This window comes from Pseudoalteromonas sp. SM9913 (genome assembly GCF_000184065.1).
GTDB lineage: Bacteria > Pseudomonadota > Gammaproteobacteria > Enterobacterales > Alteromonadaceae > Pseudoalteromonas > Pseudoalteromonas tetraodonis.
On sequence record NC_014803.1, the window covers coordinates 3157736 to 3170720 of the forward strand.

The 12985-nt window shown below is 41.1% G+C and carries 15 protein-coding genes; 6 read left to right on the plus strand and 9 right to left on the minus strand.

Going from position 1 to position 12985, the window contains the following annotated elements; all coding sequences use genetic code 11:
• The first annotated feature begins 6 nt into the window (after nucleotides 1-6).
• On the plus strand, nucleotides 7-315 hold the full coding sequence (locus tag PSM_RS18850) for a DUF2909 family protein (protein ID WP_081485455.1): 309 nt from the start codon (nucleotides 7-9) through the stop codon (nucleotides 313-315).
• Here the strand turns inward: PSM_RS18850 and PSM_RS14530 are convergent.
• The 5 genes from PSM_RS14530 to lexA all read right to left on the minus strand — a co-directional run bounded on the left by PSM_RS14530 (nucleotide 218) and on the right by lexA (nucleotide 5504).
• Nucleotides 218-1093 (minus strand): cytochrome c oxidase subunit 3, encoded by an 876-nt coding sequence (locus tag PSM_RS14530; protein WP_013466138.1) that lies wholly within the window; start codon nucleotides 1091-1093, stop codon nucleotides 218-220. The two genes, PSM_RS18850 and PSM_RS14530, sit on opposite strands and share 98 nt — an antisense overlap.
• Before the next feature lie 35 nt (nucleotides 1094-1128).
• The gene (locus PSM_RS14535) at nucleotides 1129-1659 is read right to left on the minus strand and encodes a cytochrome c oxidase assembly protein (protein WP_013466139.1); all 531 of its coding nucleotides are present in this window, start codon (nucleotides 1657-1659) and stop codon (nucleotides 1129-1131) included.
• On the minus strand, nucleotides 1659-3251 hold the full coding sequence (gene ctaD, locus PSM_RS14540) for a cytochrome c oxidase subunit I (RefSeq protein WP_008114160.1): 1593 nt from the start codon (nucleotides 3249-3251) through the stop codon (nucleotides 1659-1661). The genes PSM_RS14535 and ctaD overlap by 1 nt, the downstream gene beginning before the upstream one ends.
• Nucleotides 3251-4393, minus strand: coding sequence for a cytochrome c oxidase subunit II (gene coxB, locus PSM_RS14545; protein ID WP_013466140.1), 1143 nt, complete (start codon nucleotides 4391-4393; stop codon nucleotides 3251-3253). The genes ctaD and coxB overlap by 1 nt, the downstream gene beginning before the upstream one ends.
• Nucleotides 4394-4886: 493 nt before the next feature.
• Nucleotides 4887-5504: a transcriptional repressor LexA gene (gene lexA, locus PSM_RS14550; RefSeq protein WP_008114166.1), complete on the minus strand. Its 618-nt coding sequence runs from the start codon at nucleotides 5502-5504 to the stop codon at nucleotides 4887-4889.
• A gap of 198 nt (nucleotides 5505-5702) precedes the next feature.
• Here lexA and PSM_RS14555 point away from each other — a divergent pair, with 198 nt between their 5' ends.
• A complete protein-coding gene (locus tag PSM_RS14555) occupies nucleotides 5703-6146 on the plus strand; it encodes a PaaI family thioesterase (RefSeq protein WP_013466144.1) in 444 nt (147 codons plus the stop codon).
• Between the two features lie 29 nt (nucleotides 6147-6175).
• Here PSM_RS14555 and PSM_RS14560 read toward each other — a convergent pair whose 3' ends face one another.
• Nucleotides 6176-6556, minus strand: a complete 381-nt coding sequence (locus tag PSM_RS14560) for a hypothetical protein (protein ID WP_013466145.1) — start codon at nucleotides 6554-6556, stop codon at nucleotides 6176-6178.
• A 252-nt stretch (nucleotides 6557-6808) separates the two neighbouring features.
• On the opposite strand from PSM_RS14560, the gene PSM_RS14565 reads away from it, so the two are divergent.
• On the plus strand, nucleotides 6809-7462 hold the full coding sequence (locus PSM_RS14565) for an endonuclease (RefSeq protein ID WP_013466146.1): 654 nt from the start codon (nucleotides 6809-6811) through the stop codon (nucleotides 7460-7462).
• Between the two features lie 39 nt (nucleotides 7463-7501).
• On the opposite strand, the gene hmpA is transcribed toward PSM_RS14565, so the two are convergent.
• Nucleotides 7502-8683, minus strand: coding sequence for an NO-inducible flavohemoprotein (hmpA, locus tag PSM_RS14570; RefSeq protein ID WP_013466147.1), 1182 nt, complete (start codon nucleotides 8681-8683; stop codon nucleotides 7502-7504).
• A 165-nt stretch (nucleotides 8684-8848) separates the two neighbouring features.
• Between hmpA and norR the strand changes: the two genes are divergently transcribed.
• A complete protein-coding gene (norR, locus tag PSM_RS14575; protein ID WP_013466148.1) occupies nucleotides 8849-10414 on the plus strand; it encodes a nitric oxide reductase transcriptional regulator NorR in 1566 nt (521 codons plus the stop codon).
• A gap of 5 nt (nucleotides 10415-10419) precedes the next feature.
• On the opposite strand, the gene PSM_RS14580 is transcribed toward norR, so the two are convergent.
• On the minus strand, nucleotides 10420-11316 hold the full coding sequence (locus tag PSM_RS14580; RefSeq protein WP_013466149.1) for a LysR family transcriptional regulator: 897 nt from the start codon (nucleotides 11314-11316) through the stop codon (nucleotides 10420-10422).
• Nucleotides 11317-11432: 116 nt separating this feature from the next.
• Here PSM_RS14580 and PSM_RS14585 point away from each other — a divergent pair, with 116 nt between their 5' ends.
• Nucleotides 11433-11999 (plus strand): NADPH-dependent FMN reductase, encoded by a 567-nt coding sequence (locus PSM_RS14585; protein ID WP_013466150.1) that lies wholly within the window; start codon nucleotides 11433-11435, stop codon nucleotides 11997-11999.
• A 7-nt stretch (nucleotides 12000-12006) separates the two neighbouring features.
• Here the strand turns inward: PSM_RS14585 and PSM_RS14590 are convergent, their stop codons facing one another.
• The gene (locus PSM_RS14590) at nucleotides 12007-12450 is read right to left on the minus strand and encodes a TerB family tellurite resistance protein (protein ID WP_013466151.1); all 444 of its coding nucleotides are present in this window, start codon (nucleotides 12448-12450) and stop codon (nucleotides 12007-12009) included.
• A gap of 95 nt (nucleotides 12451-12545) precedes the next feature.
• Here PSM_RS14590 and PSM_RS14595 point away from each other — a divergent pair, with 95 nt between their 5' ends.
• Nucleotides 12546-12926, plus strand: coding sequence for a hypothetical protein (locus tag PSM_RS14595; protein WP_013466152.1), 381 nt, complete (start codon nucleotides 12546-12548; stop codon nucleotides 12924-12926).
• The last annotated feature ends 59 nt before the right edge of the window (nucleotides 12927-12985 follow it).

Genomic DNA, 12985 nt, shown 5'->3' on the forward strand with positions numbered 1-12985 from the left:
AATCCAGTGATTATTAAAATTATTATTGTTCTACTGTTATTATTTATATTATTTAATTTATTTCGTGCTTTATTAATTATGGTGTCAGGGAAAACCAATGGACGCCCTATGTCTCACTTTTTAGGGCGTCGGGTGTTATTTTCTGTTGTGGTATTAGTGATGGTGATTGCCGCACTAAAACTTGGTTTTATTACGGCAAATCAGTCCCCCTTAATCACTAAAGCACATACACAAATACAAACAAACACAGCCAAACAACATCAACAAAATGCCAGTACCAAGCTGCAGCTTGAAAGGCAAAGTGCTTATCTTTAGTGAAATGTCCTTTCATAATGCGTAAAAACACCACCAATAAAATAATTGTTCCTAAGGTGACGTGCATGCCGTGAAAGCCGGTTAACAAAAAGAAGGTATTGCCATAAATGCCCGCATCAAGGGTTAAGTTAAGATCGTTATAAGCATATATATACTCTTCTACCTGCAGCCCTAAAAAGCACACTCCGAGTAAAATGGTCGCTCCCAAGCATACTTTGAGTGGGGTACGTTTATTATTTTCCATCGCCACATGGGCAAAATGTAAAGTTACCGACGAGGCAAGCAAAATAAGGGTGTTGATAAGCGGCAACCCTTGCCAGCCCATTGCTTGGGTCGTGGTGCCTCCTGGGGTATTTAGCAATGGCCACATGGCTTCAAACGTCGGCCACAATACTTCATTTGTCATGGCGTTGTTATCCGCACCTCCAAGCCAAGGCACAGAAAACATGCGAGCATAAAAAAGCGCCCCAAAAAATGCCATGAAGAACATCACTTCTGAAAAAATAAACCAGCTCATACCTTGCCTAAAAGAACGGTCCATTTGTGCAGAATAAAGCCCTTGATCAGACTCGTGTATGACATTTTTAAACCAGCTAAACAGCATGTAAAGTAGTACAGCTATACCTACGTATAACAAGTAAACGCCATTACCACCCTCTTTGCCCATATCCATTACGGTTAAGGCTGCGCCTACCGCAATAAAAAATAACGCAACTGCCCCAACTATTGGCCATGGACTTTGCTCTGGTACATAATAATGTTCATATTTTTGATTCATTTTATTTGCTCCTAGTTTTTCACTAGTTTTATAAGCTAGTTATTACTGGCTACTAGCCTCTCGCTAATATCAAATACGGTATAAGACAGGGTTAACTCTTCTACATCACTGGGTAATTCAGTATCTACATAAAACAATAATGTAAACTCCAGCTCTTCACCTGCCTTTAACGGTTGCTGATCAAAGCAAAAACACGCTATTTTGTGTAAATACTTGGCCGCTTTTCCTGGTGCTACCGACGGTATAGCCTGCATTACTTTATCTTCATTGCTGTTATTTTTAGCGCTAAACTTAACTTCACGCATGGCCCCAGGCTTTACATCTACACTGTACTCTTTAGATTTAACTTCAAAAGGCGCACCACTTTGCGCATGCGTAGTGAAACTAACGCTGACTTCTCTATTTTCAGTGACCAAGGTACTTTGCTGTGCCTGCTCTAACGAGGGCTTACCATTAAGCCCCGTTATATCGCAAAACACGTCATACAAAGGGACCATGGCAAATGCAAATGCAAACATTGCAATGCAAATCACCACCAACTTTTTTAATAACGGCAAGTGAGTCATTATTTAATGTCCGGCGGCGTTGAGAACGTATGATAAGGCGCAGGTGAATCAACTTCCCATTCAAGCCCCTCAGCTCCATCCCAAACTTTTGCAGGCACTTTGTCGCCCCCTTTTGCACATTTATACACAACCACCACAAATAATAATTGCGATAAACCAAAGGCAAACCCACCTATACTAATAATGGCGTTAAAATCAGCAAACTGTAGCGCATAATCTGGAATACGGCGTGGCATACCGGCTAACCCAACAAAATGCATTGGGAAAAACAGCACATTTACACTTACCAACGACAACCAAAAATGCCATTTTGCTAAGGTAATATTGAACATGTTTCCGGTCCATTTTGGCAGCCAATAATAAGCCCCCGCCATAATAGAAAACACCGCGCCCGTTACGAGTACATAATGAAAGTGTGCAACCACAAAATAGGTATCATGATATTGGAAATCGGCAGGTGTAATCGCTAGCATCAACCCCGAAAAACCACCTAAAGTAAACAACACAATAAATGCGATACTAAACAGCATTGGCACTTCAAAGCTAATAGACCCGCGCCACATAGTCGCTACCCAGTTAAATACTTTTACGCCGGTAGGTACCGATATCAGCATAGTCGCGTACATAAAAAACAACTCACCCGCCACGGGCATACCAGTGGTAAACATATGATGCGCCCACACAATAAAGCTCAACAAGGCAATGGAGGAGGTGGCATACACCATAGAGGCATAACCAAATAGTTTTTTACGTGAAAAGGTGGGAACAATCGTAGAAATAATGCCAAAGGCAGGCAAAATCATAATATAAACTTCAGGGTGACCAAAAAACCAAAAAATATGTTGGAACATCACCGGATCGCCACCACCAGCGGCATCAAAAAAGCTGGTTGCAAAATATTTATCGGTGAGCACCATAGTAACTGCACCAGCAAGTACCGGCATAACTGCAATAAGTAAAAACGCCGTGATCAACCATGTCCACACAAATAACGGCAGCTTCATCCACGTCATACCCGGAGCACGCATATTTACTATGGTGACCACCACATTAATGGCCCCCATAATCGAACTAATACCCATAATATGCACCGCAAACACAAACATTGCTGTGTTGTCGTTACTATAAGTGGTGGAAAGCGGCGCGTAAAAGGTCCAACCAAATGCAGGGCCACCACCGGGCATAAATAATGAAGCTAATAGGATTAAAAACGCAAACGGTAAAATCCAAAAGCTCCAGTTATTCATTCTCGGTAAGGCCATATCTGGCGCACCAATCATTAGCGGGATCATCCAGTTTGCCAAGCCGGTAAAGGCTGGCATAACCGCACCAAACACCATTATTAAACCATGCACTGTGGTCATTTGATTAAAAAAGTGAGGATCAACCAGTTGTAGGCCCGGCTGAAATAACTCAGCTCGAATAACCATCGCCATTGCCCCACCAATTAAAAACATGGTGAGTGAAAAAATTAAATATAAGCTACCTATATCTTTATGGTTGGTTGTAAATAACCAGCGCTTAAAGCCTGTGGCAGGTTGATGGGCATGATGAGCCTCATTGGTATTAGGTTGTTCTGCAATGCTACTCATTATTTAGCCTCCCCATCAGCATCCAGTGCCGCTTGTATCTCGCTCGGTTGAATTACATCACCAGTGTCATTACCCCACGCGTTGCGTTTATAGGTAATAACAGCTGCTATTTGCTTGATTGATAATTGCTTTGCGAAAGACTGCATAGCCGTACCTGGTTTACCGTGGAGCAAAATATCTATATGCCCTTTGATATCACCTATGACTATTGGGCTGCCTTTAAGAGCCGGAAAAACACCCGGCAAGCCTAATCCTGTTGGCTGATGGCACGCCGCGCAGCTCGCCATATAAACCTGCTCACCAAGCGCCATCAGCTCTTCTTTTGGTACAACTTGGTCTAATAACGCAGCGTCTGCTGCAGCTGCTTTTTGCTTGGCTTGTTTAGCCTCTGCTAACCACGTTTTGAAGTCTTCTTCTGTTTTAGCTTCTACCACAACAGGCATAAAACCATGATCTTTACCGCAAAGCTCTGCACACTGCCCACGGTAAGTACCAACCTCATTAATATTGGTCCATGTTTCATTAATAAACCCAGGGTTTGCATCTTTTTTAACGGCAAAGTCAGGCACCCACCATGAGTGAATAACATCATCTGAAGTCATTAAAAAACGTACTTTTTGATTAATTGGTAGTACCAGCGGTTTATCGACCTCGAGTAAATAATTCGGGTTTTTATCAGCAAGGTTGGTTATTTCATTTTGAGGTGTAGCTAGCATGGAATAAAACTCAACGTCCTCCCCCATATACTCGTAATGCCACTTCCACTGTGAGCCTGTAATTTTAATGGTGAGATCAGCTTTGCTGGCATCCTCCATGGCAATTAAGGTTTTAGTCGCAGGAATGGCCATAACAATTAATATGACAAAAGGGATCGCAGTCCACAGTATTTCTACTTTGGTGCTTTCATGGAATTGGGCAGGGACAGCCCCTTTAGATTTGCGATGATGAATGAGTGCCCAAAACATAATGGCAAACACGATCACCCCAATCACACAACATATTAAAAAAATAGTCATGTGCAGTTGGTATACATTATTACTTATATCGGTTACGCCTTTACGCATATTATATTGGCTATTAGCAAGCACATTCTGCGAAAAAACAAACAATATAAGCCACAAGGAAGAACTCAGCTTACCCATGTGACGGCTCCTTTGATGCTATTGCTGACGCAAAGCGAAGAGGCATACGGCTTAAACGCCTATTCGTTATTTTTATTTTTTATAAGGGTGCTGGATTTAGTAAATGTGTGTTCTCAAAACGACTAAGCTGTGAGTTATTTTTATTCCAGCTCTTTAATAACTAGTTAAAAAATAAACAATAAGCAAGGTGAGTATGAAAAATAAACAAGGTGTATTTTTTAAAATGCGCAGCTAAAAAAATAGCAACTAGTCAGGCAATTAATCTAAGAGTCAGGTTTAGTAAGGGGTGTATTGAAATTACAGGATAGAAATATAAAAAATTGTTAACTTAAAAAAGCAGAGTAAATTTGTTTATTTATAAAGTATTTAGTGATTTTATTTATGATAGGAGAAGCACTTAACAACATATAGTCATACATTTGATAAGTTAGACATTGTGCTGCTAACAAACCCAGCGCCTAATCACTATTAAGCGCTAAATTATGCTTTAATACTACATCCAGTCAGCGTTACGAATAACACCTACCGCTAAGCCTTCAATATTGAACGACTCATTTTCTAAATCGACCTCAATAGCTGAAAACTCATCATTTTCAGCATGTAAGAGTACTTTTCTGCCCGCTTTTTCTAAACGCTTCACGGTTACATCGTCGTCAACACGGGCAACAATAACTTGTCCATTTTCGGCAACTTGGGTTTTATGCACAGCAAGTAAATCACCATCCATAATACCAATGTCTTTCATACTCATACCGTTAACACGCAATAAAAAATCGGCCGCAGGTTTAAACATTAAAGGGTCAATTTTACAGTGGCTTTCTACATGCTGTTGCGCCAATATAGGCTCACCGGCAGCCACCCTGCCAATTAAAGGTAAGCCTAACTGCTCTGGCTCCTCTTCTTCAACAAGCTGAATGCCCCGACTCGCGCCTGGCTTCATTTTAATCACACCTTTTTTGGCCAGTGCTTTTAAGTGTTCTTCTGCAGCATTCGCACTTTTAAAACCCAGTGTTTGTGCAATTTCGGCACGTGTAGGAGGCATACCAGTGTCTTTAATAAACACTTTAATGAGTTCGAGTATTTGCGCTTGGCGTTTCGTTAATGGTCGCATACAACTGGTTTTCCATACAGTACAATTAACTGTGAGTATATACAGTTATTTAAAAATCGCAAATATAAATTAATGCCTTATATGCCGTTATCATCAAACAATAACCTACTTTAAAAGCAGGGTGATAAATGTAATTATTAGCAACGCATTATCATATTAATAAATTTTAATTCTCAATTACTTATCCAAGGAGCTAGCATGAGTATTTGGCATCAACCGATTACATTAGAGTTTTGTAAGCAATTAGATCAAGGTATTACAGGCCAAGGGACACTCATGAAAACCATGGGAATAGAAATCAGTGAAATTGGTGATGACTACTTAGTGGCAACTATGCCGGCAATTCCAGAGCATCATAACCCTATGGGTATCGTTCATGGTGGTGCAAATGTGGTGCTTGCTGAAACAGTAGCAAGTTATGCCGCTAATTTTGTGGTTGATTTCAATCGATTTTATTGTGTTGGCCAAGAAATCAGTGCAAGTCATTTAAAGGCATCACGCAATGGCACATTAACGGCCACAGCGAGAGCTTATCATATCGGCAAGCGCAGCTCGGTTTGGGATATTAAAATAACCAATAGCCGCAATGAGCTTTGCTGCGTATCACGTATGACCGCAGCCGTAGTAGAGCGAAAAGGCTAGTAAGTCAATTAACCAAGGTTGAAATTAAATTACTTTTCGAAAGGGTAAATAGTAATTTCTACGCCTGCACCAATTGCAGATATACGTAACAAGGTATCTGCATGTAAGGCTTGGTTAAAGCATTTTGGCGAAGTGCCAGACTCAAACCCAATATCGAAAGTTCTGCGTGAACAACTCAACCATTGCTTTAATGCATTGCGTGAACACGACTCGATTAACTCACACAAGTGATTAATCGCTTTATCTGGCGTGGTTATTTCACCTGCAACCTCAATGCGAGCAAGTTGACGGTATTCGTCTTTATCATAATGTAAAATAGTTGCGACCTTTTTTAAATCAGCAACTAATACGCTAATATCTTGCTTTGACTCAAGCTCTAGATCTACATTTAAAAATTGAATTTCCGACATTATCTCGTTTTTACCCTCTATTAATTTCATTGCAAACTTTAACGCAGTTTTACCGTTATACCAAATCAACAACGCAGGAATCACCTCATTAACGCATTTTTAGCGTTAGCCTCTGAATATTGCCCACTATTTACTCCTCAAAAACGCCCTCTACAAAATACGCAAATTAAAATTAAAGCATGCCGGCGGCAGTTTACTTTTTTATTCTAGGCCTTAAACTAGCCGCTCCTGTAGTTCACGTATGTGATGGATATGATTCGGTTTATTTTAGCTTTGTTGGCTTGCTGTGCTTGTTTTTCAGCAATGGGCGAACAATTTACGCGGTTTTCGAGTGCCAAAAAGCACTTAATTAATACCCTTCCCGAAAACGCTAAAAGTATTTATTGTGGTTGCGATATAAAAAAACAAGGCAAAAAGTTGGTACCCGACCCTACCCATTGTGGCTACGTGCCTCGCAACACACTAACCCGCTCAGGCAAAGTAAATCAACGTGCCCTGCGAATTGAATGGGAACATATTGTCCCTGCATGGGAATTTGGTCACCAGTTACAATGTTGGCAAGATGGTGGGCGTAAAAACTGCCGCAAAGTTAGCGCTAAGTTTCGCATGATGGAAGCCGATATAAACAATTTAGCCCCTGCAATTGGTGAAATTAACGCCGATCGCTCAAACTACCGCTTTGGCATGTTAGCCCAAAACGCGACGCAATATGGTCGCTGTGAGGTTAAAGTTAATTTTAAACAACGTGTTGTTGAACCGCCTGTTCATGCACGTAAACGCATTGCCGATGCGTACGCTTACATGCAAAAAACGTATGGTTTAAAAATTTCAGCTAAACAACAAAAGCTATTTAATGCTTGGCAACAACAAGCTTATGCTGCTAACACAAATAGTAAAAAGCTGTAAGTTTAAATTAAAAGCGTGTAACACACGCTTTTAATTAACCTATAACGCTTGGTGTGGTCCAAATATTTCGTAGTGAATGTTTGAGCTTTGCACACCTAAATCAAGTAGCTGGCCTTTTACGTAAGCCATAAATGATGCTGGTCCACACAAATAAAATGCCCCTTCGCTAATAGGTAATGATGCCTCAAGCACCGTTAAATCCATTAGCCCAGTGAAATCACACTCCTCGCCACCTTGATAAAACCAAGTAAATGTTTTTAGCTGTGGATGCATTGCCGTTTGCTGCGCTAAATACCCTTTAAATGAAAATTCGCGGCTGTTTTCACACGCGTGCAAATAACTAATCGCTTGATTTTTATCACCACTAAGTAGCGTTTGCAGCATCGCCATCATCGGGGTTTGGCCAACGCCTGCTGAAATAAGTACCACTGGAGTTACCTCATTTTTTAAAATGAAGTCTCCCGCTGGCGGGTATAACTCTACTCGTGCGCCTTGCTCTAGTGAGTGTAAATAATTAGACACCACGCCAGGCTTTGGTTGGCACTCTTTTTTAACGCTAATACGATAGTTTTTAGCATTGCTCTTTTGCGAAATAGAATACTGGCGGATCTCTTCATATTCTGCGCCCTCAGGCTTAACTTTAATGCCAATGTACTGTCCTGGCTTGTAGGTAATAACTGCTTTACCATCCACAGGTGTCAGCGTAAAACTAGTTACGAATTCAGATTCAACATGTTTATCAGTAATTTCAAACTGGCGCGTGCCTGCCCAGCCACCATGGTTGTTTTTACTGTGCGCATACAATGCCGCTTCTTCGGTAATACAAATATCAGCAAGTACACCGTAGGCCTCGCGCCACGCATATTCAACATCGGCAGTAAACTGCTCAGGAATAAGCTCTTTTAACGTACCGATTAAATGTGCGCCCACAATAGGATAATGCTCAGGTAAAATATTTAAGCTGGTATGCTTATGATTAATTCGCGCTAGCGCCTCTTTTAACACGGCTAAATTATCAATATTTTGCGCGTACGCAGCCAACGCATTAAATAATGCAAATTGCTGACGACCCGTTTCTTGATTAGTCATATTAAAAATATGTTTAAGCTCGGGATTATGACTAAACATGCGCTTGTAAAAATGATCGGTTACGACCGTACCTGCCTCTGCAAGCAATGGCACCGTGCTTTTAACTATTTGTATGGTTTTATCGGATAACATGTTTATTTCCTATGTAATAACTAACTGCTTGCATTTAGCATTACACAGAGTGTGCCAACTAATTAAACCTATAATATTCAAAAGGTTAAATTAACTCGCTTTACAAGATGGGTCTTTATGACCTACTATAAAACCTGTAAAAATACACTAACAGGTCATTTTGACATGAACCAACAATTCAACCTGACGCAAGTTGCATTAGAACTTGCGCAAAGTACGTTACATGCTCACAGTTTTGAGCAACTTTTAGCCACGGTTGAACGTGTTATTCCCAGCGATGCCAGTGCATTATTAATTTGCCAAGGTGAGCAATTAAAACCCTTAGCCATTAAAGGGCTTATGCCCGATAGCCTAGGACGACGTTTTGATATTGCGGAGCATCCTCGCCTTAAAGCCATCTGCAGTAGTCGTTTGGCTCTGCAATTTGCACATGACTGTCCACTACCTGATCCATACGACGGGCTACTACTGGCTAAAACCGGTGATATTCCAGTGCATGCCTGCTTAGGGTTACCCCTTTATGATAAAAACGCACTACTTGGCATTCTGACCTTTGATAGCCTTAACGCCAATGCGTTTGACGGTATTACCACTGATACACTCAACACCTTACAAACCTTGTGCAGTGCGCACTTTAAAACAGCCCTAGAGCTTGCCCATTACAAACAACATGCGCAGCACTCTAGTGAATTAGTACAAGCGTTAAACCGTGAGGCGCTCAAACGTGATGGTGGTGAAATTATTGGCCAAAGCTCTGCAATACAAACGCTTAAAAATGAGATAAAACTGGTTGCGGCATCAAACTTTAGTGTCCTTATTTTAGGTGATACTGGGGTCGGCAAAGAGTTGGTGGCACGTAATATTCACTTACACTCCGCACGTAAAGATCAGCCATTAATTCATTTAAATTGTGCATCACTGCCTGAAAACCTCGCAGAAAGTGAATTTTTTGGCCATGCAAAAGGCGCTTTTACCGGCGCCCAAAATGCCCGCCAAGGTAAATTTCAGTTAGCCGATGGCGGCACCTTATTTTTAGATGAAATCGGCGAGCTGCCTCTGGCTATGCAAAGTAAATTATTACGCGTACTGCAAAGTGGCGAAGTACAAACCGTTGGCGAAGATGAACTTAAATATGTCGATGTTAGAGTGATTGCAGCAACCAATCGCGACCTAAAACACGAAGTAACACAAGGACGGTTTCGCGCCGATTTGTACCATCGATTAAGTGTTTATCCACTCACAGTCGCTCCATTGAAAGCCCGTGATGAAGATGTTATTTTATTAGCCGGTTATTTTGCAGAAAAAACAGCCCGCAAGCTCGCTATTAAACAGCTAAAACTCAGTATTGAAACGCAACTGCTGCTTAAAAAATATGACTGGCCAGGCAATGTGAGGGAGCTTGAGCATGTGATTAATCGGGCTGCATTAAAGGCTAAACAACATCAGTGGCAGCAACCAATTATTACTATTGAACCTGCGCATTGTGAGCTAAATTTAAGCGCTGTTAACACCTTAGCTCTTGAACACTCAAACCAGCTTGTAATCCCACCTTTAGCAAACAACATTTCGTTAAAGCAAGCTATAGATACCTATACTCAGCAACTTATAATACAGCAACTTAAACAACATAATTATAACTGGGCAAGCACAGCGCGTAGTTTACAGGTCGACCGCGCTAACTTAACGCGGCTAGCCAAGCGCTTAGGTGTTTCAATAAAAAAATCGTTGTAGCCTTTTTAACTTAACTTTCGCTGCCTAAAATAATTTTTTAATAGCTGACTAAACGCTTGAACTTTTGCCGTTCGATGCACTAAATGATGCGTAACCAGCCACAAATCGGTTGGCCAACTCAGTTCATTAGGCAGTACAGGGACTAAATCAGAGTATTGCGCTGCAACATCATGCTGTAATCCGCCAATACCGAGTCCTTTTACTATGGCGCGGGTCGCTTCTGAGGTTTCTGACACTCTTAGCTTAACTTGCGACGGGGGAATATTTTCATCAACCCATGCAAAGTAAGGCACTTTGGCATTATACCCTGCTACACCTGACACAAAGCTATGCAGCGATAGTTGCGCTAATGTTTGTGGCAACCCATAACGGCTAATGTAATGCTTTGATGCATAAAATCCTGACGAGAGCGCCGCTAAATGCTGAGCAATATAATCACCCTCATCCGGTCTGGGTCCAGCTCTTACTGCGATATGTGCTTGGCCATGATCTAAACGTAAGCGTTTTTGATCCATAATCACTTGTAATTGCACTTGCGGATGCAAGGTTTGAAACTGCTCACACACCTCACTTAATACATCAATAAAGCCACTAACTGTGGTGAGTAACAAGCTACCTTGCAAGGTGCTATCTGCAGCAATAATGTCATTATGTAGGCGCTCTAGTTCACCATTAATCGCTTGTGCTGTGGTAAATAACTTAGCGCCAATTTCTGTGACTTTGTAGCCGCGAGCATGGCGATGAAATAGTCGCGCATTTAAGCTTTTTTCTAAGTTATTTATTCGCCTGAGCACCGTACTATGGTGAACATCTAACACTTCGGCAGCGGCAGTTAAAGTACCTAAGCGCGCTACCTCGTAAGCAACCTTCAGGTCTTGCCAATCATTAAATTGAATTGCCATGATAACTACTCTTTAATCTGTGCATATACGCACACAAGTTTTGCGTTTATTTGGCTTTTCTGCAAGTGATTATTTGTTAAAGTCACATTATACAAACTCATTATCAGGAGCAGCTCATGACAACACCAAAAATTATTGCCCTAGCAGGTAGCTTACGTAAAGATAGCTTTCATCAAAAACTCATTAACGAAGCGGCACGCTTTGCTTTAGAAAGTGGCGCTGAAGTAGAAGTGATTAAACTCGCAGACTTAGCCATTCCTATGTTTGATGAAGATCTCGAGGCACAAGGCACACCAGCCGGTGTACAACAACTTAAAGACAAACTTCGCGCAGCCGATGGCATTTTGCTGGCCAGCCCAGAATATAATGGCTCTATTACCGCCGTGTTAAAAAATGCTATTGATTGGGCATCGCGCACCGAACAAGGCGCAGAGCCTGCATTTGCAAATAAAGTAACCGCGTTATATGCAGCCTCACCAGGTGGGTTGGGCGGTTTACGGGGCTTAAATCATGTGCGTGATATATTATCAGGCATTGGCAGCTTAGTATTAGCGAACCAACTGGCAGTACCGGCTATTCATACTTTATTAGATGACAACGGTCGAATTAGCGACCCCGCTACCGCTGAAAAAGTGGCTGGTCTTGCACAGCAGTTAGTTAGCGTAGCAAGTAAGCTTAAATAAGCAGCCACTATAACTTTGTTGCTGCAAGCTTTGCAGCAATAAAGTCTTCATGGGTAACATACAATAAATTAGCAACACGACGAATAACGTATTCTTCTTGTGGATCAAGTTCTCCATCGGAGTACGCTAAACGCCAAAGTAATTCAACTATATCAATGCGTTGCTGTGCACTACATTGATTGTTAATTTGCTTAGAAAATTGAAAATAATCAATGGCGTCATCTAAGCTTGCACTTGCTTGCTCGGTTAACTCATCTACTGCTTCATCCGTTAAATCAAAATATTTTTTTAATGTTAGACTTAGCGTATGTTGCTCATCAGCCTGTAAATCGTTATCCGCTCGCATTACCTCAATTAATAATGCGGCAACCGCTGTTTTTAAATCATGTTGTTCAATATCATAATCTTGCTGATCAATACTCGAAAAAAGCTGTTTAATTTGCTTGAACATCACATTTCCCCTTTTTGGGTGTTAGACTTATATCATAACGGGTTTAATAGATATGCTGATCACACTACCCAAAATCAAGATGGAGTTAAAGGTTTATGAGTATAAAAGCCAATCATTACATACATGGAATTATTAGCTGGTGTTTATTAACAGGGTGTTTGAGTGTGTCGGCAGAGCAAAGTGAAATGCAGCGACTTTATGATTTTGATGAAAAGGTGCATTATAAGCAAACTCAAATAGACACTAACAATTACCACTTAGAAATACAGTCTGACGACTACCCACATTTTAGAAACCAAAGTGTGTTTTTGTTGCGCCACGCAAATCGTTTATGTCACGATAATCCTTTTATGTTAAAAGTGACTGAGGGCGTGCAGGAGTACCAACGCTTTCCAACTAAACCGCGTGCTTATCAGCCACCGCTCAGTGTATTTGTGCAGTGTGAAATGCCTGCAGAAAAAACCTCAAAAAAATAACACCTCGTTATTTTCAGTAAAACCACTGAGTATTAAAATAGCCTGTGGTTTTACTGTAG